A 20,136-nucleotide genomic window follows, 5' to 3' on the forward strand; every position below is an offset into this window, starting at 1 on the left:
TAAATACTAACTTTTAGATTTTTTAAGGCGTATTCTAAAACATGTTCCAATATCTTTATTGATAACCTCAATAGTACCATGAAGGTGATTTTCAATAATCATCTTACTCATATAAAGACCTAAACCTGTTCCATTTTTTTCATCTTTTGTGCTGAAATATGGATTGAATATTTTAGATAAAATTGCCTTATCGATGCCAATCCCGTTGTCGCAAATTTCAGTATTTACATACTCTTTATCTTCATAGATCTTTACTTCTATTATTGGACTTCTGATGTGCTTTACTTCTAATGCATCTTTGGCATTATTGAGAATATTAACAAATACCTGCATCAATTCCCTTTGATACACCTCTACTTCAGAATCGGAATTATAAGATGTAATTAGTTCAATGTTATTATTAGCGAGGCTATCTTTAATAATTACATATGTTTTTTCAAGAATGTTTTTTACTTTTACTTTAGAGATAGATTTATCAGGTTTAAAAAAGTTTCTAAAATCATCTATTGTATCTGATAAATATTTAGTATGTTTAATAACATTTTTAGAATACTCTTCTGCTTTACTTTCATTGAAATCATCCAGTGCAATATCAATAAGCATATTGTTGGCATTCATGGCAATCACACTCAGAGGCTGTCTCCACTGGTGAGCTATCATCCCAATCATCTCTCCCATAGCAGCATGGCGAGATTGAACAATCATCAGTTCATCTTTTCTTTTTAGCTCCGTGATATCCATGGCAGAAGATATTACAGTGCGTTTACCACCTATTATATTTAAAGGAGCTGAACTAAATTGCCAAGTAATAATATTTCCATTACTTGTGCGAAGATTATATTCGCCATGGTCAGATGGTTCATCCATGGTATAGAGCTTATCAATATACTTTTTAGCAACTAACGATTTTTTGCCATAAGCTTTTTCAACCCATTTTTCTATTGTATTTATCTCTTCATAGTTATATCCGGTTAGTCTCTCCCAGACTTTGTTTATCATCATAACTTCCCCGTCTTCATTATGTATCATAATAGGGTTAGGTGCTTCTTGAATTATTGTTTTCAAATCTTGTGATTCTTTTTGTAGTTCAAAAGAGGCTTTTTCAATAGCAGATTTGAGATAAACTTGTCTATTAGCTACAATATAAACAATAGAACTTAACATAATAGCAATAATTAATACGATTGAGTTAATTATCCAAGGAAAATAATCATAATAGAAGTTTTTAGCAGGATATGCTATTAAATCTACATATTTGTCAAAAATTATAACTCTATGTTTAACTTGAACTGCTGGCTTCTCTTTAATTGAACCTGCAATAATTTTGTTATCCATACTGCGCACAGCAATATCAAAACCAGATTTTGATGATAACATACCTGTTTCTAAAAAAATATTTGGCAAATCAATAGCGATAGCAATAATCCCCCAAAAATTTTCATCTTTGAAGAGAGCTAAACGTAAAACAACTCCAAGTCCCCCTTGACGCAGCTCGTAAGGTCCATCAAGTATTGGCTCTTTTGTCTCTATAGCTTTTTTAATATTTTCAACAACGGAGATTCGTGTGTCGCTTAAAAGATTGTGTCCTAGAACTTCTTTGTTATCTTCAGCCGGATAGACGAAGCTTTGTATTGCGTTTGGCGCAATAGTGATGTTTCTAATTGCTGATGAATATTCGTGCATAGATTTTGCAAAGTTAAAGATTTCAGAATTATTTAAATCCAGATTTCCTTGAGTTGCATTAAGTTGAACCTCTATATATGTTTTGAGTCCATAAAGTAGAGCAAAACGTTTATCAAGTGCCTCATCTAAGGTGTTTCCATGAGCAGTCAATTCGGTTAAAATATTTTTATTGTGATGTTCAATGATGTTAGAAACATACCAAGAACCAAGCTGTTTAAGAGAGATGAAAATTATAATAAAAAGAAGAAAAGACCATAAAAAAACAGATCTTTTTACAAATTGCAAATATTTACCCATATGTTCAATACCTCTATAAAATTTATAATTGCAACTTAATTCTTATGTATTATAGCTTTTAAATATGTAAAAAAAGATAGTTTTTTAAACTGAGTAAATATTATAAAGAAAAGTTTAGTCTAAATTTTCTAATATGCTAAATAAATTCCATTGTGATATAATTCACATTACATGAAATTACATAAGGTTACAGATGCTTGATATGAGTGAGAAGATAAAAATTTTTAAAGCCCTTGGAAACGAGACAAGATTTAAGATTTTTAAAAATATTTTCAGCGGAGGGTATGCTTGTTCAATTGATGGGACAAAACCAAAAGATGACATAATTGCTCAGGCCACATGCGTAACGAGTATCGCAAACGAGTTTGATTTTGCACTTCCTACAATATCACGTCATTTAAAAGAGCTAAGAGATGCAAAAATAATAACTATGAAAAAAAGTAAGAATAAGATTTACATTGAACCTAATGTTGAGACAATGAAAGAGATATCTGAATCTCTTAGTGCATTAATAAATGATTATGAAAAAGGGGTTGTATATCAATTTGACAACACTAAGTAGAATTTTATACTGAAGTTGTGTTGATTTTTTATATTTTACTGTAACTTTTGCTATAATATTATCACATTTATACCATATGAAAGATTCTAATGAAAAAAATTATACTTTTTGTGTTCTCATCTATTTTACTATTTGGGGCACAACCTAAATTTTTAATGCCCGAAGAGGCTTTTAAACCAACCGCTCAAGTTAATAATAATACACAGATTGAAGCTAAAATAGAGATAGCTAAAGATATATATTTATATAGAGATGCTGTAAAGTTAAAGATTAAAGAGGGAAGTGGTATAAGCATTAAGGATATCAAGTCACCTAAAAGCGTTGAGCACGATGGAGATATGGTTTATCTTGATTCTCCGACTTTTGTTGTTGATTTAAAAAAAGAGAGTGGTGTTAGCGGCATTAAAACTGTAGAGTTTGAGCTTACATATCAGGGTTGCTCAGAGCAGGGTCTATGTTATGAGCCGTATACAAACTCTTTTAAACTTGACGTAGACAGTTCAAAACTTGGTTCTAGTGATGAAAAAAGCACACAAAAAGTAGAAGTAAAACAAGAGATAATTGAAGAAGTATCTGAGAGCGATTCTATAGCTAATACAATAAAGTCAGGTAATATCATTGTAATTCTTTTAACTTTCTTGGGGTTTGGTCTTTTGTTAGCTTTGACTCCTTGTGTGTTTCCAATGATACCGATTATTTCTGGAGTAATTATAAGTCAAGGTGAAGGAATTACAACGAGAAAGGCATTTGCACTATCTATTGTATATGTCCTTTCTATGGCTGTTGCTTACACGATTGCTGGTGTTTTAGCTGGTCTATTTGGCTCAAACCTGCAAGCAGCACTTCAAACTCCTTGGGTTATATACTCTTTCTCGGGAGTTTTTGTAGTACTTGCCATGAGCATGTTCGGATTTTTCGAACTTAAAGTTCCAAGCTTTTTAGTCGAAAAAGTAAGTTCAAACAGCAACCCTAGTGGTTATATTGGTGTAGCTATTATGGGATTTTTATCGGCTCTTATAGTTGGTCCATGTGTTGCAGCACCACTTGCTGGTGCTTTAGTTTACATTGGTCAAACAGGTGATGCTGTTCTTGGGGGAATGGCTCTTTTTTCTATGAGTATCGGTATGGGTCTTCCTCTTATTGTTGTCGGTGTAAGTGCTGGTAAGTTTATGCCAAAACCTGGAGCATGGATGACTATGGTTAGTGCAGTATTTGGTGTTATGATGCTTGGCGTTGCTGTTTGGATGCTGGAGCGTATTGTAGATTCTCAAATTATTACACTTTTATACTCTGTTCTTGGTATAGGTTTTGCAATCTATTTAGGTGCTCTTGAGCGTGATGGGCATATCTTTAAAAGAACTACAGCTGTAATCATCTTTATTTACTCTATATCTCTTTTTATTGGAGTTATGGCTGGTTCAAGCAGTATGACAAAACCATTGGGATTTTTAAACTCTTCACCCTCTACAGTTGACAACCAGATACTTTCTTCACATGTAAAGTTTGAAAAGGTAACTTCAGTTAAAGAGCTAGATACGCTTTTAGCTAAGAATAGTGGCAAAAAAATAATGCTTGACTTTAGTGCTGATTGGTGTGCATCTTGCAAAGAATTGGACGAGATTACGTTTGCAGATGAAAGAGTAAAGGTTAAACTTGGGGAGTTTGTTCTTATTAGAGCAGATTTGACAGATAATGAGCAGGCTCAAAAAGAGCTAAGTAAAAAATATGGTGTTTTTGGACCACCGGTAATGATATTTTTTGATGAAAATTTAAAAGTATTAAGCGCTAAAACTATTGTAGGTTTTATAGAGCCAGATGAGTTTTTGGCTCATCTTGGTAAGATTTAACTTTTTATTGTATGAACTATAAAGTCTTGCTCTTCTTCTGTTAGAAAAGCACTCATCGGTAGTGACATGATTTGTGAGGATACTTTCTCACTAACAGGGTAGTTACCCTCATTGTAGCCTAGCTTTTTGAATGCTTCTTGAAGATGAAGAGGAATAGAATAATAAATAATAGTTGGAATCTCTTCATCTCTTAACTTCTCCATCATAGCCTCTCTATCTTCAACTCTTATGGAATAGTGAGAAAAAACACATATATTTGATTCTGAAATTTTTGGAGTTATAACATTAGCATCTTCAAGCAGGTCATTGTACCTTGTCCCTATCTCATCACGAAGTTTTATCTCATTATCAAAATATTTTAGTTTTACACCCAGAACCGCCGCTTGAACCTCGTCAAGATAGCCATATATTTTATTTTCCAATAGAGCTCTGATTTTAGCTGCCAGCTCCTCATCGTTTGTAAAAACTGCTCCACCGTTGCCATAAGCACCCAGTGGTTTTGATGGGTAAAAACTTGTATAACCTATAGTTGAGAGGTTGCAGGATTTTTTGCCATTGTAAGTTGCGCCAAAGCTCTGAGAAGCATCTTCTATTACAGGTAAATCATACTCTTTTGCTATAGAGTTAATGCTGTCCATATCTGCACACTGTCCAAAAAGTGAGACCGGTATAATTACTTTTGTTTTTTCAGTTATTGCACTTCTGATTTTTACAGGGTCGATATTGTAATTTTCCTCGTCTATATCTACGAAAATAATATGTGCACCCAAAAGTGAGATAACTTCTGCAGTTGAGCTTGATGCAAATGGAGTGGTAATGACCTCATCTCCATGACCAATATTTAAAGCAACCAAAGAGAGCATAAGGGCATCAGTACCACTTCCGCAGCAAATAGCATGATCAGCTTCAGTGAAAGAAACTAAGTTTTTTTCCAGAGATGTTAACTTTTCTCCGCGGATAAACTCCGCTGAACTAAATACCTCTAAAACTTCACTATCTATCTCTGACTTATACTCTCTATATTGTGCTTTTAAATCTACAAAATCAATATTCATTATTTTTCCTCTATTATTAATGCAACATTTTTTGAACTTCCATGTTGCAAGTATTCTCTTAATGCTTTTGAGTCATTTAAAAATTCAGTTTTGTTATACTCGCCAAAAGCTTTAATCAAGTTATCTACCGTTACATCATCTTGGATAAACTCAGGGTGCATAGCTCTTTCATTAAACTTGGTAAACATTATATTACTAAGTCCTAAATGATTTAATTTTACAAGCCTGCTCGCTATAAAGTAGTCAAGTGGTTTTGCTATATAGGTTAGAATAAAAGGAGTTCCAATAAGTGCTGCTTCTAGTGTAGCAGTACCGCTGCAAATAAATGCAAAATCAGACTGCAGAAGTGTTTTATGTGCGTTATGAGCTATTTTAAAACCGCTTAAATCACCATAAAGTTCTTTTACTTCCTGCTTGCTGAAATGTTCTGGTATTACAATAGTAGCTTCTACATGTAGAGATTTTTGAAGTTCTTTATAAACAGGCATAAGCTTGTTTATTTCGCCTTTTCTGCTCCCTGGCATAAAAGCAATTTTTTCTACATGTAGGTTTAGTTCCTCTTTATACTCTTTTATAATATCAAGAAGAGGGTGACCTACATAGGTGATTGGAGCACTCTTTGAATAATACCCTTTTTCAAACGGAAGTATAGAGGCTAAATGGTCTATTGTTTTTTCCAGCACTGGAATACGCTTTGGTTTCCAAGCCCATGCTTGAGGTAATATATAGTAAATTATCTCTTTATCGGGGTATTTCTTTTTAATTTTTTTAGCCAGTGGCAGGTTGAATCCTGATGAGTCTATAAGCAGTACTTTATCTACATCTTTAGCCAAATTTGCCATCTGAGTATTTAGTTTAAAGAAAAATCTCAGTTTTTTAATAGCATCAACAAAACCCATAATAGCAAGGCTTCTTAAATCAATAATACTATCACCAAGTTCACTGTCAAATATACCAACAAACTCTACATCATCACTTAACTCTTTTTTCAAAGATTTTAGGTGTATGTTTGCTGAGTGTTCTAAAGCACTAACTAAAATTTTCATGATCCACCATCTCCAGATGTTTGAAAGCTGTCATCATATCTTTCAGCATTCTCTTCCTCTACAAACTCATACATGTAGGTTGTTAAATTATCTATATCTGCATCACTTAAGCCAGAGGCATAAGCTATCATCATCTCTTGTTGCTGGGTGTCTGCTTTGTTAGAGCGAAAGTATTTAAGTTTATAACTCATATAACCCTTGGCTCTATTTGCCAGATGTGGATATTCATGTAAACCTTCTAGTTTGTTACCATGACAACTATAGCACCCTTTTTGCAAATATATCTTTTTCCCTAATTCATAAGGTGTTTGAGCTTGCAACAAAGAGAGTAATAAAAATAGTGAAAGAAAAAAAACGCAATCTAAGCCTTAATAGAATATAATTTTATCATTATAGCGAAGGTGGTCTGAAATGGTTATACAAAATGCAGTAATTTGTGATGCTAATGGGCAAAGAGAAGCCGATATCCGTATAGAAGATGGAATTATTACACAAATGGATACAAATCTGTCTGATGCTAATATTATCGATGGTAAGGGTTCATACTTTATGCCGCTTTTGGTAGACACGAACGTAAGACTGCAAGACTCGATTTTAAACTCTAAAAATATTAAATCTATTTCTGAACAGGCACTTAGCGGTGGAGTCGGACATGTTATATTAAATGCTGACAGCACTCCTGCAATAGATAGTGAAATAGTTTTTGAATTTGCTCAAAATGGTCTTCACGACTTAAGTGGTGCAAAAGTTGACTTGATGATTAACACACTAAAAGAAGATGCAACTCTGAGTAATATTGCAATTCTTTTAAAAAGGGGTGCGATAGCTCCATATATGAGTACGATTGCTAAAAATGATGTGGCGATTAAAATAGCTCAGTACTGTCAAATGTATGATGTAACTCTATTTTGTAAAGCAGAAGATAACTCACTTATAAACAGTGGTGTGATGCTCGATGGAGATGTCAGCTCAAAACTAGGTCTAGCAGGGATACCGGACCTTAGTGAAGTTCTACATGTATCTCGTATGATAGAGATAGCAAGACACTTTAAAATAAAAATTCTTTTTAAATCAATTGCTTCACCTCACTCTGTCTCTTTAATAACTCAGGCTAAAAAAGATGGTGTAGATGTTAAGTGTGAAGTCTCTATTCATCATCTTATAAACTCAGATGAAGCTTGTGAAAACTTCAATACTACTGCAAAGCTTGACCCGCCGCTTGCTTGTAAAAGTGATGTAAAACTTCTTCAAGAGGCACTCAAAAATAATCAAATAGATATACTTACAACACTGCACCAACCAAGTTCTCCTGTAAATAAAGAGGTTGCGTTTTTTGATGCAGCTTATGGTTGTGAAGCACTAGGTGATACAATTGCTCTTTACTATACAAAACTTGTAGAATCAAAGATGATAAGCATGAGTGATTTAGTAAAATTTACAGCTCAAAATAGTGCAAAAAGTATAAAAAAAGAGTATGGAACTATAGAAGTAGGGCAAAGAGTAAGTGCAATGCTGTTTAACCCACATATAAAAGCGACTGTAAAAAATGAACAGTCACTTTATAATGGTGGAGAGCTTAGCGGAAAAGTTACTGCCATATTTGACAATAAGAGAGTAACAGAGTTTTAAGAGCGTTTTTTATAAAACTCTGTCTTAAACTCAGCGAACCTGTCTTCGAGTATAGCTTCTCTTACTTCTCTCATTAGGTTTAGGTAGTAGTGAAGATTATGAATAGTTGCAAGCCTAAAGTATGAGAGCTCTTTAGCTCTAATTAGATGGTTCATATATGAGCGAGTATATCTTTTACATGTAAGACATGTACACTCCGGATCTATAGGTAATTCATCCTCTTTAAACTTAGCACCTTTTATATTTATTTTACCAAATGATGTAAAAAGAGTTCCGTTTCTAGCATTTCTAGTAGGCATAACACAGTCAAACATGTCTATACCGCGTTCAACATTTTCAATGAGGTCTTCAGGAGTTCCAACACCCATTAGGTAGCGAGGTTTGTCTTTTGGCATATATTGGACAGTATGCTCAACTGTATCGTACATGTCCTGATTTGCCTCTCCAACACTTAGCCCGCCGATAGCAAAACCGTCATAGTCTGTTAAAGCGCAAAGTTCAGTTGCACTCTTTGTTCTAAAAGCTTTGTCCGTTCCACCTTGAATAATTGCAAAGATGTTTTGCTCTGTGCCAATCCCTTTTGCCTGATTTTCTTTATGGTACCCTATTGACTCTTGCGCCCATTTTGTTGTTCTGTCAATAGAGAGAGCAATTCTCTCCTGAGTAGCAGGAAGTGCAACTAAATCATCTAGTATCATCATAATATCTGAGCCAAGATTGTTTTGAATATCTATAACTTTACTAGGAGTAAAAAGGTGTTTTGAGCCATCTATGTGAGAGCGAAATTCAATGCCGTTTTCTTTATGTTTGGTCATGCTGCTAAGGCTAAATGCTTGAAACCCTCCGCTGTCTGTTAAAAAACTTTTAGGGAAGGTCGTAAACTTGTGCAGTTTACCCATTTTAGCAACGGTCTTATCGCCAGGTCTTAAGTACATGTGATAAGTGTTTGCAAGAATTATCTCAGCTCCAAGTATATCAACAACATCCTCCATGTCAAGTGACTTAACACTCCCAACAGTCCCAACTGGCATAAAAACCGGTGTTTTAATAGTTGAATGAGCTGTTTTAATTGTACAAGCACGAGCATTATTTGAAGTGGCGTCTAAAGTAAATTCCATAATTGATTAAGTCCTATATTGTTTGTTATCCTTAATTTATACCCAAGGGCATTTAGGATTTATTTTTTGACATTATAGCATTAACTATAATCAAATGATTTCTTAGGTGTATTGATGCAACTTCAATTGATAAATAATCAAAATTATTTTATAAATAAATTAGTTTATAAAATAAGAATTATTTAAAGACATTAGAGATGTTGCGAGATAAAAAGTATATCAAAGAGCTGATATTTATCCCTTGAAACAGTAACAATGAAAAAATTAGCAAAATTTTAATTAAAACTTATATTTATTTATTTTTGGCATTAATTCTAAAATAATTAAACATAAAGACAAAATAATTGTTAATAAAAGAACTATTTATGTGATAAAGTAAATACAAAAATAAATAAAGATCATTAATAAGTACAGCTTATAGATACTTAACCAATCCTACTATACCATTTCCAACGCAACAAGATGTTAATAAATATCTAAAATACATTGCAATAAATGAGGTAAAGAAAATGAAAAGATTAGTATTGGCAAGTGCTTTAATAATTAGTGTAGTTAACGCAGATGTACTTAAAACGGCCCTAAATACTCCATCTAGTGATGAAGATTTTTCAACAAGCGTAACTGTAGAAAATGCTAATAAATATGGTGTGTTTACAGCCGCATATATAAAAAGCAAATCAGATATAGTGTTGGAAAAAGCTTTAAATACTCCATCTAGTGATGAAGATTTTTCAACAATCGCAACTGTAGAAAATGCTAATAAAGATGGTGTGTTTACAGCTGAATATGTAAAAAGCAAATCAGATTTAGTGTTAGAAAAAGCTCTAAATACTCCATCTAGTGATGAAGATTTTTCACAAGCGTAACTCTTTATAGTGAATAGCATAAAGCTATTATAAGATGTAGCTTAAATTAGGCTACATCTTTATCTTTCATCTGAAATATAGACAGTAACTATACTTTCAGATTGAAAAAATTTATACTCACATTTATCTATTTAGATTCTCTTTTAAGTTTTAATAGTTTAATGATTGGTTTTAATTGTACAAGCACGAGCATTTTTTGAAGTGGCGTCTTAAAGTAAATTACATAAATTTTTTTGACATTATAGCATTCTAAGCACCTTTAGTGTAGAATTCAAAAAAATTATTTAACCAAGGTGTTTTAATGGCAACTATCGGAATGGGTGATATCAAAAAAAATGTTCGCATGATTGTAGGCGAAGTGCCATATAAAGTGGTGGAGTTTCAGCATGTAAAACCAGGTAAAGGTGCAGCATTCGTTCGTATGAAAATAAAAAGTTTTTTAAATGGCAAAGTTGTTGACAAGACTGTACACGCAGGTGATAAATTTGAAGTTCCTATAATAGACTTTAAAACTATGCAGTATCTATACGATGATGGTGAAATGTACCAATTTATGGATAATGAAACTTATGACCAACTTGGTCTACCTTACGAGCAGTGTGATGATGCAGCAAAATGGTTAAAAGATGGGACAAATGTGGAAATGATTTTCTTTAAAGGAAACGCTATATCTGTTTTGGCACCCGAAACAATGGAACTTATTATTACAGATACTCCACCAAACTTTAAAGGTGATACTTCAAGTGGAAGTAAAAAACCTGCAACTCTTGAGACTGGTGCTGTTGTCCAAGTTCCTTATCATGTATTACAAGGTGACTTAATAAAAGTAAATACTGTTGATTGTGAATTTTTAGGAAAAGTAAAATAGTAATTTTTAATAATCAAACCTATTTAACATAGGTTTGATATTTCTACATGTAGATAATTATTGAGTATTGATTTTATTAATTACACTCTCACTAAATAGATAATCTGTACTCCACATGTGTTCATGGCAATTAATACATGAGTCTATTTTTCCTTCAAACCATCCATTGGTACCAGTTTTGTCGTAAACTCCATACCACCAATTTTCATTTTCACTGTCATATCCATCTTTCATCTTCATCATAATTACTAAACGAGCTAAATTTTCTCTTTTTCTTTCAGGGTATAGAGGTTTTAAGATTATAGAACCTTCAGGGAGCTTATTGTTTTTATTTATGTAAGCACTTTTCGCAATATCATTTACATAAATATCAACAAATGAATTATGGTCAATAGAATTTAGCAACTCTTTATTTAGAAGATTCATACTTTTCCATTTTGGAAATACAAACTTTTCTGCTGATGCACCATCCTCATGTTTAGAATATAAGAGTGTAAAAAGTAGCGATATTAACAGTAGTTTACTATTCATCTCCTAGCGGCTCAAAATTCTCTTTTATTTCTCCACAATAAGGACAAACCCAATCCTGTGGGAGGTCTTCAAAAGAGGTTCCAAGAGCAACTCCATTCTCTTCATCACCAACTTTGGGATCATAAATATAATCACATGTTAAACATCTGTATCTTTGCATAATGAATCCTTTTTTATTCTAATTAATTGTAAGAGATAAAAACTGTAATTAAAATTACTTTATAGACTAATTATAAATATTAAGCTATTGTATAAAATAGTATTAAACAATAAATTAGAAAAATTTATGTAGTATTTGGCATTAAATTTAAATATGGCTATCTAATGAAAAAACAAACTTATTTACAGATTTTATTTTTTATAACAGCTGTTGGCATAGTCTTTTTTTATAATTCCAAATATCAAATAACATTAAATGAGAATGCTTTTCCCATAAGTATAGAGAGACAGATTGATGAAACAACTATGCAGGCAAAACAGATTGTTACAAAAGAAGTGTCTGTCAAAGTTGAAAATGATTCTAATCTCTCTATTAGTGAAGAGAAAAATACAACTGTTGTAAAAAAAGAAATCGTGAGAAGTGAAAAAACATTAGATAAGAAAATAGAAAAACCAGTTCAAAAACCAATCCAAAAACATAAACCTAAGCTTGTGAACAAAAATAGAAAGTTTTTAGATGCATCAATTGTAAAAGAGATACCTATGGATGTTTATAGTAAATATGATGCAAGAAATACAAAAAAATCAAAAATATATAAAAAAGAAATTATTGTTATCGATAATACTGATTTTGATATTGTTGCTTCACCGATGCCTGATGAAGTTTTAAGAAGTCCTAAAAAATCTTATAAACAAAAGCAGTATAAACGCGAAAAAGTGCCAAAGAAATTAGAAGATATTAAAAGAGTTGCAGTTTTGTCTGACTATAAAAGAGTTAAAATAAAAAAAATAGATAAATCGGTAGAAAATGTAAAGGCTAATAGAAAAGTTGTCTCCACACCACCCGGTGGAGAAAATATATATTCAAACCGATGTAGGCTATGCCATGGTAAAAGTGAAAGTTTTATAGTAAAATATACTGCTCAGAGATGGAGAGAACTGCTCGCAGATGATGGCAAAATTATTAATTCAGTGCATGAAAAAACAAGGGTGTCAAAATTAACTCAGAGGTTCTATAAAAGCAAAAATTATTCAACGCAGTTTGCTTCTCTAAAAGACTTTATTTTTACTTCTGTAAAGTAAGAGTGTTATAAAATATCAAAAAAATAAATTACTAAAGATTAAGACAATTTCACTATAATCAAAAAATAATTTATAAAAGATAGGTAATAATATGAGTGCACAACCTTTCACACATTTACATCTTCATACAGAGTATTCACTACTAGATGGTGCAAACAAATTAAGCAACTTGGTCTCACGTGTTAAAGAGCTTGGTATGACTTCTGTTGCTATGACTGACCATGGAAATATGTTTGGTGCAATCGATTTTTATCAACAGATGCAGGGTGCCGGAATTAAGCCCATCATTGGGATGGAAGGATATATCCATAACGGTGACACATTGGATGATAAGAGTACTAAACAGCGTTTTCATATTTGCCTTTTTGCCAAAAATCAAAAAGGTTATGAGAACCTTATGTATCTCTCTTCTAAAGCTTTTATAGACGGCTTTTATTACTTTCCTCGTATAAATAAAAAAGAACTTCGTGAACATAGCGAAGGTCTTATATGTACCTCTGCATGTCTTCAAGGAGAAGTTAACTGGCACCTTAATTTACAAAATGAGAGAAATGTAAGAAATGGTGCTTTGGGGTATGATGGAGCACTTGCTGTTGCACAAGAGTATAAGGATATTTTCGGTGATGACTTTTACCTTGAGCTTATGCGTCATGGTATTGGTGATCAACTTTTCATAGATGATCAGGTGCTTAGGATATCAAATGAGTTAGATATAAAAGTAGTGGCCACAAATGATACTCACTATACCTATCCAGGTGATGCTCAGTACCATGAAGCGTTTATGTGTATAGGGATGAATAAACTCTATGATGACCCTAACCGTATGCGCCACTCAGTACATGAGTTTTATCTGAAATCTCCAGAGCAGATGGCAAAAATATTTGCAGATATTCCAGAAGCGCTTGCTCATACTCAAGAGATAGCAGATAAGTGTAATTTAGAGCTTAAGCTGGGTGACCCGATTCCGCCAAACTTTAAATTTACCCCAGAGTACTCAAAAGGTGATGGTTTAGATATAAACCACGAAGATGATGCTCCACTCCCATCAGCTGCCTCACTAGAAGATAAAAAAAAGTGGTTTAGCGGGATTGACAAAAATGACGCAGAGTACTTTATATATCGTTGTGAAGTTGGTCTTGTAGAGAGACTTAAACATGTCCCTCAAGAGAAGCATGAAGAGTATAGAGATAGACTTAAGTTTGAGATGGATGTCATAAACTCAATGAAATTCCCAGGCTACATGTTGATTGTTTGGGATTTTGTAAAAGTTGCTAAAGAGAGAGGTATAGCAGTTGGACCAGGTCGTGGTTCTGCCGCTGGTAGTTTGGTTGCATATTCTCTAGATATTACAGATATTGATCCTATGAAGTATGACTTACTCTTTGAGAGATTCCTAAATCCAGAACGTGTGTCAATGCCCGATATAGATATGGACTTTATGCAAGCTAGACGTGGAGAGGTTATAGACTATGTTGTTGAGAAGTATGGACGTAATCAGGTAGCTCAGATTATTACCTTTGGTTCGCTTTTGGCTAAAGGGGTTATAAGAGATGTAGCACGTGTACTTGATATGCCACTATCTCAGGCTGACAAGATGGCAAAACTTATCCCTGATGAGCTTGGTATTACTTTAAACGGCAAAACAAAAAATGGTGATTTTATTGCAGGAGCTTTTCAAAAAGAGCCAAAACTCCAAGAGCTAATAGAGAGTGATGTAAATTCTAAAAGAGTTTGGGAGTTTGCCAAGAAGCTAGAGGGTCTTAAACGCAACTCAGGTATACATGCCGCTGGTGTTGTTATATCTAATGAAGAACTTTGGAAAAAAACACCTATATATAAACCTTCAGGTGAGACAACCTTTGTAACTCAGTACTCACTTAACTACCTTGAAGATGTTGATTTAATTAAGTTTGACTTCCTTGGGCTTAAAACTCTTGATGTTATTGATAATGCCATTAAGCTAATAAAGAGAAGATACGACAAAGATGTAGTTTGGCATAAGATAGATGAAAATGATTCTAAAGTATATGATGTAATTCGTGGTGGTGATACAGTAGGAATGTTTCAAATAGAGTCTTCTGGTATGCAGGATTTGAATAAACGACTTAAGCCAGACAACTTTGAGGACTTGATTGCGGTCTTGGCACTTTATCGTCCAGGACCAATGGAGTCTGGAATGCTTGACAGTTTTATTGAGAGAAAGCATGGACGTGAAGCTATTGAATATACATTTGACACAATGGAGCAGATTCTTGGAAAGACTTATGGGGTCATCGTCTATCAAGAACAGGTAATGCAGATTGTTCAGACTATCGGTGGTTTTTCTCTTGGGTATTCTGACATTATCCGTCGTGCTATGGGTAAGAAAAAAGATATGAGTGTTTTTAATCATGAGTTTAGTGATGGTGCACAAAAGCAGGGTTATGATTATGATAAGGCCTCAAAACTATTTGATTTGATTGAGAAGTTTGCAGGATACGGTTTTAACAAGTCTCACTCGGCAGCCTATGCGATGATTACCTTTCAGACTTCATGGCTGAAGACATACTATCCAAATGAGTTTATGGCGGCACTTTTAACCTCGGACAAGGACAATACAGATAAAGTTGTTCGTTATATCGATGAGGTAAAGAGAATGGGAATTGAGCTCTCTCCTCCTGATGTAAATGACTCATACATGGAGTTTTCCGCAATAACTAAAGATGACAAAGAGATAATTCTTTTTGGTTTAGGTGCCATTAAGGGAGTAGGTGGGGCTGCTGTTGAGTCGATTATACAAACAAGGGAGCAAGATGGTGAGTTTACCTCAATTGAGAATTTTGTAAACCGTATAGACCCGTCAAAAGTAAATAAACGATTTGTTGAGTCAAGTATAAAGTCAGGTGGTTTTGACAGGTTTGGTTACTCGAGAAAAGCTCTTTTAGACCAGATAGAACTAATAGTTGAAACTGCTAAAGATGCTGCAACTGCCAGAAAAAATGCTGTAGGTAGCCTCTTTGGCGATGACGAAGAGATAACAACTGTAAAATTATCTCTTAAAAATTCAGATGAGTATGAGCTAAAAGAGATTTTGGAGTTTGAAAAAGACACCTTGGGCTTTTACGTATCAGGGCATCCCCTTGATGAGTATAGAGAAAAGCTCTCTGAACTAAACTACACTATGTCATCAGAGATTGAGAGTGTAAAAGACGGCTCCAGTGCTATTTTTATTGGAAAAGTAGAAGAGATACAAAAAAAAGTATCCAAAAAAGGAAACCAGTTTGGTATAGTAAACCTTATGGATTTTCATGGAAATGTCGAGATTATGCTTTTCTCGGATAAGCTAGAGCAATTAAGCGAAATGAATTTAGAAGAGCCTGTAGCATTTAAAACAAAAATCACTCACACAGAAATGTTTACTCGCATAGGTGTAAGTAAGATAATGACACTAAAAGAGGCAATTAAAGAGACTAAAAAGACTAAAAAAGAGGTGAGAGAAGCACCACTTGAGCCTATACATTTGGCAATTAGACTAGATAGTGAAACAACAATTTTAGATGAGCTTTATACACTTGTCCGCCAAAATCCAGGTAACAGAGAACTAAAACTTACGATAATTTCTAAGCTTCAAAACGTTGTGATTGACTCTGCCATAAGAGTTGACAGTAAGATATTGACTGCTTTAGACGGCAATCTACATGTAGATATATTAAGTTAAGGAAAACAGATGAATAAACAAGATTTTAATGAAGGGTTGTTAGGCTTTTTAGATGCTTCGCCGACACCTTTTCATGCTACGAAAAATATGGCAATGATGTTTTCTAATGCCGGATTTACAAAGCTTGATGAAGCCGGTAAATGGGAGCTGCAAAAGGGAGAGAAGTACTACCTTACTAGAAACGACTCTTCAATTATAGCTTTTACATACTCTGATAGTAAAAATTACACGATGGTAGGGACGCACACAGACTCTCCAAATCTGAAGGTAAAACCAAATCCTGTTATTAAAGAACATGGAGTTGTAAAGTTTGGTGTTGAACCTTATGGTGGGCTACTTTTAAACCCTTGGTTTGATAGAGATTTGTCTTTGGCTGGAAGAGTGACATACCTAAGTTCACAAAACATTATAAAAGATGCCCTGATAGATGTTAAAAAAGCAATTGCTGTTATCCCCTCACTCGCTATTCACTTAGACAGAGAAGTTAACAACACTAAAAGCATAAATGCCCAAACAGATATTACCCCTATTGTTACATGTAACGAAAATTTTACTAAAGAAACCGGAGGTTTTGACTTTGATGATTTTATAAAAGAACAGCTTCTACATGCAGGGATTGACGATGTAAAAGAACTATATGCGAATGAGCTTAGTTTTTATGACACTCAAAACGCCTCTTTTGTCGGACTAAATGATGACTTTATAGCAAGTGCAAGAGTTGATAATCTTCTTAGTTGTTATGTTGGGATGCTTAGTATTTGCAGTGTTGATGCGCAGACACCTATGCTTTTTATTGCAAGCGACCATGAAGAGGTGGGAAGTGCTTCAACCTCGGGTGCAGCAGGGTCATTCTTGGAAAACACTCTTAGAAGACTCTTTAGTGATTATGAAGAGTATATGCAGTTAATTAGAACATCACTCTTTATCTCTGCGGACAATGCACATGCAGTCCACCCAAATTACCCATCTAAGCATGACAAAGAGCACTCTCCATACATAAACAGAGGAAGTGTTGTAAAAATAAATGCAAATCAGCGATATGCTTCAAACTCTAAAACAATATCAAAGTTTTTAAATGTAGCATCTTCACTCGGTGAACCAACTCAAAACTATGTTACAAGAAGTGATATGGGGTGTGGTTCCACAGTAGGTCCAATAACAGCTACAAGACTTGGTATCGACACTTTAGATGTTGGACTTCCTACTTATGCTATGCACTCTATAAGAGAACTTTGCGGAGCTGATGATGCATACTCGCTATATAAAATTATCTTAGGGTTTAACGATTAATGTCTAGTATTACGCCCCAAGAGCTAAACCTATTAATAGAACAGACTTACAAGGTTGAAAATGAGTTTAATGATCTTAAAAGCTCTTATGCTCATCTGCAAGATACAGTTGAAAAAGTTGTAGAGTTTTTGCCAAATGCAATCTGGATACTCAATGATGATGGAACTGTATTTTTACAAAATTCACAAGCTAAATCTTTATCTGAACTATTAGAACTTCTTGAGCCTAAAAATAACGACTATGAGGTCTCATTTAACAAAAAATCTTATTTGATAAAAAGTTCATCTCATAAAGATAAAGTGATGCTGAGTGCTACAGATATTACAGAACAAAAAAGAAAAGAGAATCTTGCAACAATGGGGCAAATGGCTGCTCATCTCTCACACGAGATAAGGAATCCAATCGGTTCTATATCCCTTCTAAACTCAACTCTGAAAAATAGAGTTCTTCCTGAAAACTTACCAATAGTTGAAGAGATACAAAAATCAGTCTCTAGAATAGAGCGGATTATCAAGGCAACGCTAATGTTTAGTAAAGGAGTCGAAGCAAACATAGCTCCATTTATGTGGAGTGATTTGCAAGAAGAACTTAACATGTTAGTTGGGTATTATGGCTATACTAAAGAGATAACTTTTATTTTCCCTACGCAAAAATTTATACTAAATGCAGATAAAGGTCTTTTGGAGATGCTTTTTTCTAATTTCTTGGCAAATGCTATTGATGCTATAGAGTTAGATGAAAACGATGATGGGATTGTTGAAATTGTTTTTAAAAAAGAGAATAAATTTCATATTTTTTATATATATGACAGTGGCATTGAAATTGAAAATACTACAGAGTTGTTCGAAGCATTTAAAAGCACAAAAGTTAAAGGAAATGGACTTGGGCTCGTCTTATCAAGACAGATTGCTGAAGCTCATGGTGGTAGTGTAGAGCTTTTAAACGGAGAGAGAAAAGGGTTTGAGATAAAAATAGCTGTATAGAAAATGGAATGTGAATTGCTTAATTTATGGAATATAATATACTTTGAGGAATAAGCATGCTGAAAAACAGTGAAACAATAGTCTCATTACTGGATTATGTAAAAATAGATAGGTTTTATGTGGTTTGTCATTTTAAGTGTAAAACAAAAAACAAAACTATTGTTTCAAGTGTCCCATTTGAGCCATATGATGGTAAAATAGAGATAACTTGGCAAGATATGCTACTCCATCCAATAAAATCATATAATAGGTACTACCATACTCCTATAATAATCTATGGGAATGATTGTCATGAAACCATAGTTATAAAAGCTTTCGAGAAAGTTTCCAGTTATTTTGACTGGAATCAAGAAGAGAAGAAGTATATATTTCATTAAAAAGAGACAAGTATGAAAAAAGAGTTAATTGAACTAAAAAGAGCAACACTTGATATTTATAAGTATGAAAAAGATGGATTGACTTTTTATGAGTTCGATGCAACTGAATGTGAACCGCCAGAACCTATGGTTAATACAGTTGTCGCAATAAGTTTATTAAAAACTAAAGAAGATAGATTGGTTGGTGTCTATTTCCATGAACCATATCCGCTTTATGATAGGCTTCCAAAAAATGTATCTCATGAAGCTAAAGAACTCCCAAGTGGAGACTTTAGAGTAACTTTCAAAATAGACTAAACTAAAGGTTTTCTTATGGCAAAAGTTTTAATACTTACGGGTGCTGGGATAAGTGCAGAATCCGGTATATCTACATTTAGAGATAGTGATGGTTTATGGGAAAAACACCGCATTGAAGATGTTTGTAGTGCTGGATGCTTAGATACAAATGAAGAAGTGACTAAAAATTTTTATGATGCCAGACGTGCAGATATAAAAGATAAAAAACCAAACTATGCACACAAAATTATTGTAGAACTCAAACATAATTATCCTGATTATATATCTTTACTAACTCAAAATGTAGATGATTTATTTGAAAAAGCTGGTGTTAAAAAAGATGAGATTGTACATCTGCACGGTTTTTTACCAGAACTTAGATGCGTAGAATGTGATAAGATTTTTGAGATTTCATATATAAAACAGGATGATTTTGCCAAAGAGTGTTCCACATGTGGTTCAAAACTTAGACCAAATATAGTTTTTTTTGGAGAAGCTGCTCCAAAGTATGAGATACTTGCTGATGAATTAGATGAGTGTGAGCTAATAATTGTTATCGGAACAAGTGGAAACGTTTTGGATGTAACATATTTTGCACAGTTGACACAAAAATCTATTTTAAACAATTTAGAGCCAAGCAGTGCGATAGATGATAGCTACTTCACTAAGGTATATTATGCAAAAGCTACTGAAGCAATTTCTGATATTGCAGAGTATATTGAAGATTTTTTGAATTAAAGAGATTAGTTTAATCATCTATTAGTTAATT

Annotated in this window: 19 protein-coding genes; 12 read left to right on the top strand and 7 right to left on the bottom strand. The window is 33.6% G+C overall.

Going from position 1 to position 20,136, the window contains the following annotated elements; all coding sequences use genetic code 11:
- Window positions 1-6 precede the first annotated feature (6 nt).
- Window positions 7-1,980: an ATP-binding protein gene (locus HUE87_RS05390; protein ID WP_194367698.1), complete on the bottom strand. Its 1,974-nt coding sequence runs from the start codon at window positions 1,978-1,980 to the stop codon at window positions 7-9.
- Window positions 1,981-2,173: 193 nt separating this feature from the next.
- Between HUE87_RS05390 and HUE87_RS05395 the strand changes: the two genes are divergently transcribed.
- Both HUE87_RS05395 and dsbD read left to right on the top strand, forming a co-directional pair.
- The gene (locus HUE87_RS05395) at window positions 2,174-2,542 is read left to right on the top strand and encodes an ArsR/SmtB family transcription factor (RefSeq protein WP_194367699.1); all 369 of its coding nucleotides are present in this window, start codon (window positions 2,174-2,176) and stop codon (window positions 2,540-2,542) included.
- A gap of 89 nt (window positions 2,543-2,631) precedes the next feature.
- The gene (dsbD, locus tag HUE87_RS05400; protein ID WP_194367700.1) at window positions 2,632-4,389 is read left to right on the top strand and encodes a protein-disulfide reductase DsbD; all 1,758 of its coding nucleotides are present in this window, start codon (window positions 2,632-2,634) and stop codon (window positions 4,387-4,389) included.
- On the opposite strand, the gene HUE87_RS05405 is transcribed toward dsbD, so the two are convergent.
- Genes HUE87_RS05405 through HUE87_RS05415 form a run of 3 tightly spaced genes read right to left on the bottom strand, consistent with a single transcriptional unit; the run spans window position 4,386 to window position 6,810 of the window.
- On the bottom strand, window positions 4,386-5,444 hold the full coding sequence (locus HUE87_RS05405) for a DegT/DnrJ/EryC1/StrS family aminotransferase (protein ID WP_194367701.1): 1,059 nt from the start codon (window positions 5,442-5,444) through the stop codon (window positions 4,386-4,388). The two genes, dsbD and HUE87_RS05405, sit on opposite strands and share 4 nt — an antisense overlap.
- The gene (gene lpxB, locus HUE87_RS05410; protein ID WP_194367702.1) at window positions 5,444-6,490 is read right to left on the bottom strand and encodes a lipid-A-disaccharide synthase; all 1,047 of its coding nucleotides are present in this window, start codon (window positions 6,488-6,490) and stop codon (window positions 5,444-5,446) included. The genes HUE87_RS05405 and lpxB overlap by 1 nt, the downstream gene beginning before the upstream one ends.
- The gene (locus HUE87_RS05415; protein ID WP_229855240.1) at window positions 6,487-6,810 is read right to left on the bottom strand and encodes a c-type cytochrome; all 324 of its coding nucleotides are present in this window, start codon (window positions 6,808-6,810) and stop codon (window positions 6,487-6,489) included. The genes lpxB and HUE87_RS05415 overlap by 4 nt, the downstream gene beginning before the upstream one ends.
- A 91-nt stretch (window positions 6,811-6,901) precedes the next feature.
- On the opposite strand from HUE87_RS05415, the gene HUE87_RS05420 reads away from it, so the two are divergent.
- On the top strand, window positions 6,902-8,119 hold the full coding sequence (locus HUE87_RS05420) for an amidohydrolase family protein (protein WP_194367704.1): 1,218 nt from the start codon (window positions 6,902-6,904) through the stop codon (window positions 8,117-8,119).
- Here the strand turns inward: HUE87_RS05420 and tgt are convergent.
- Complete coding sequence (tgt, locus tag HUE87_RS05425; RefSeq protein ID WP_194367705.1) at window positions 8,116-9,237, bottom strand: tRNA guanosine(34) transglycosylase Tgt; 1,122 nt, start codon at window positions 9,235-9,237, stop codon at window positions 8,116-8,118. The two genes, HUE87_RS05420 and tgt, sit on opposite strands and share 4 nt — an antisense overlap.
- 509 nt (window positions 9,238-9,746) lie before the next feature.
- Here tgt and HUE87_RS05430 point away from each other — a divergent pair.
- Window positions 9,747-10,103 carry a hypothetical protein gene (locus tag HUE87_RS05430; RefSeq protein ID WP_194367706.1) on the top strand — a complete coding sequence of 119 codons (357 nt, stop codon included), beginning with the start codon at window positions 9,747-9,749 and terminating at the stop codon, window positions 10,101-10,103.
- Window positions 10,104-10,404: 301 nt separating this feature from the next.
- Window positions 10,405-10,971 carry an elongation factor P gene (efp, locus tag HUE87_RS05435; protein WP_194367707.1) on the top strand — a complete coding sequence of 189 codons (567 nt, stop codon included), beginning with the start codon at window positions 10,405-10,407 and terminating at the stop codon, window positions 10,969-10,971.
- Window positions 10,972-11,028: 57 nt separating this feature from the next.
- On the opposite strand, the gene HUE87_RS05440 is transcribed toward efp, so the two are convergent.
- Complete coding sequence (locus HUE87_RS05440; RefSeq protein WP_194367708.1) at window positions 11,029-11,502, bottom strand: cytochrome P460 family protein; 474 nt, start codon at window positions 11,500-11,502, stop codon at window positions 11,029-11,031.
- Complete coding sequence (rd, locus tag HUE87_RS05445; protein ID WP_194367709.1) at window positions 11,495-11,662, bottom strand: rubredoxin; 168 nt, start codon at window positions 11,660-11,662, stop codon at window positions 11,495-11,497. Before rd ends, HUE87_RS05440 begins: the two co-directional genes overlap by 8 nt.
- 164 nt (window positions 11,663-11,826) lie before the next feature.
- Between rd and HUE87_RS05450 the strand changes: the two genes are divergently transcribed.
- The 7 genes from HUE87_RS05450 to HUE87_RS05480 all read left to right on the top strand — a co-directional run bounded on the left by HUE87_RS05450 (window position 11,827) and on the right by HUE87_RS05480 (window position 20,105).
- Complete coding sequence (locus HUE87_RS05450; RefSeq protein ID WP_194367710.1) at window positions 11,827-12,744, top strand: hypothetical protein; 918 nt, start codon at window positions 11,827-11,829, stop codon at window positions 12,742-12,744.
- 91 nt (window positions 12,745-12,835) lie between these two features.
- Window positions 12,836-16,441, top strand: coding sequence for a DNA polymerase III subunit alpha (gene dnaE / locus HUE87_RS05455; protein WP_194367711.1), 3,606 nt, complete (start codon window positions 12,836-12,838; stop codon window positions 16,439-16,441).
- Between the two features lie 9 nt (window positions 16,442-16,450).
- Window positions 16,451-17,731, top strand: coding sequence for a M18 family aminopeptidase (locus HUE87_RS05460; RefSeq protein WP_194367712.1), 1,281 nt, complete (start codon window positions 16,451-16,453; stop codon window positions 17,729-17,731).
- Complete coding sequence (locus tag HUE87_RS05465; protein WP_194367713.1) at window positions 17,731-18,714, top strand: sensor histidine kinase; 984 nt, start codon at window positions 17,731-17,733, stop codon at window positions 18,712-18,714. The genes HUE87_RS05460 and HUE87_RS05465 overlap by 1 nt, the downstream gene beginning before the upstream one ends.
- Before the next feature lie 56 nt (window positions 18,715-18,770).
- Complete coding sequence (locus HUE87_RS05470; protein WP_194367714.1) at window positions 18,771-19,091, top strand: hypothetical protein; 321 nt, start codon at window positions 18,771-18,773, stop codon at window positions 19,089-19,091.
- A gap of 12 nt (window positions 19,092-19,103) precedes the next feature.
- Complete coding sequence (locus HUE87_RS05475) at window positions 19,104-19,388, top strand: DUF2249 domain-containing protein (protein ID WP_194367715.1); 285 nt, start codon at window positions 19,104-19,106, stop codon at window positions 19,386-19,388.
- Between the two features lie 15 nt (window positions 19,389-19,403).
- Window positions 19,404-20,105 carry an SIR2 family NAD-dependent protein deacylase gene (locus tag HUE87_RS05480; protein ID WP_194367716.1) on the top strand — a complete coding sequence of 234 codons (702 nt, stop codon included), beginning with the start codon at window positions 19,404-19,406 and terminating at the stop codon, window positions 20,103-20,105.
- Window positions 20,106-20,136: the final 31 nt, after the last annotated feature.

Source organism: Candidatus Sulfurimonas marisnigri (genome assembly GCF_015265475.1).
GTDB lineage: Bacteria > Campylobacterota > Campylobacteria > Campylobacterales > Sulfurimonadaceae > Sulfurimonas > Sulfurimonas marisnigri.

Coding starts and splice junctions, on each gene's coding strand:
- HUE87_RS05390 (WP_194367698.1), bottom strand. CDS start 1,980: ATGGGTAAATATTTGCAATTTGTAAAAAGATCTGTTTTTTTATGGTCT.
- HUE87_RS05395 (WP_194367699.1), top strand. CDS start 2,174: ATGCTTGATATGAGTGAGAAGATAAAAATTTTTAAAGCCCTTGGAAAC.
- dsbD (WP_194367700.1), top strand. CDS start 2,632: ATGAAAAAAATTATACTTTTTGTGTTCTCATCTATTTTACTATTTGGG.
- HUE87_RS05405 (WP_194367701.1), bottom strand. CDS start 5,444: ATGAATATTGATTTTGTAGATTTAAAAGCACAATATAGAGAGTATAAG.
- lpxB (WP_194367702.1), bottom strand. CDS start 6,490: ATGAAAATTTTAGTTAGTGCTTTAGAACACTCAGCAAACATACACCTA.
- HUE87_RS05420 (WP_194367704.1), top strand. CDS start 6,902: ATGGTTATACAAAATGCAGTAATTTGTGATGCTAATGGGCAAAGAGAA.
- tgt (WP_194367705.1), bottom strand. CDS start 9,237: ATGGAATTTACTTTAGACGCCACTTCAAATAATGCTCGTGCTTGTACA.
- HUE87_RS05430 (WP_194367706.1), top strand. CDS start 9,747: ATGAAAAGATTAGTATTGGCAAGTGCTTTAATAATTAGTGTAGTTAAC.
- efp (WP_194367707.1), top strand. CDS start 10,405: ATGGCAACTATCGGAATGGGTGATATCAAAAAAAATGTTCGCATGATT.
- HUE87_RS05440 (WP_194367708.1), bottom strand. CDS start 11,502: ATGAATAGTAAACTACTGTTAATATCGCTACTTTTTACACTCTTATAT.
- rd (WP_194367709.1), bottom strand. CDS start 11,662: ATGCAAAGATACAGATGTTTAACATGTGATTATATTTATGATCCCAAA.
- HUE87_RS05450 (WP_194367710.1), top strand. CDS start 11,827: ATGAAAAAACAAACTTATTTACAGATTTTATTTTTTATAACAGCTGTT.
- dnaE (WP_194367711.1), top strand. CDS start 12,836: ATGAGTGCACAACCTTTCACACATTTACATCTTCATACAGAGTATTCA.
- HUE87_RS05460 (WP_194367712.1), top strand. CDS start 16,451: ATGAATAAACAAGATTTTAATGAAGGGTTGTTAGGCTTTTTAGATGCT.
- HUE87_RS05465 (WP_194367713.1), top strand. CDS start 17,731: ATGTCTAGTATTACGCCCCAAGAGCTAAACCTATTAATAGAACAGACT.
- HUE87_RS05470 (WP_194367714.1), top strand. CDS start 18,771: ATGCTGAAAAACAGTGAAACAATAGTCTCATTACTGGATTATGTAAAA.
- HUE87_RS05475 (WP_194367715.1), top strand. CDS start 19,104: ATGAAAAAAGAGTTAATTGAACTAAAAAGAGCAACACTTGATATTTAT.
- HUE87_RS05480 (WP_194367716.1), top strand. CDS start 19,404: ATGGCAAAAGTTTTAATACTTACGGGTGCTGGGATAAGTGCAGAATCC.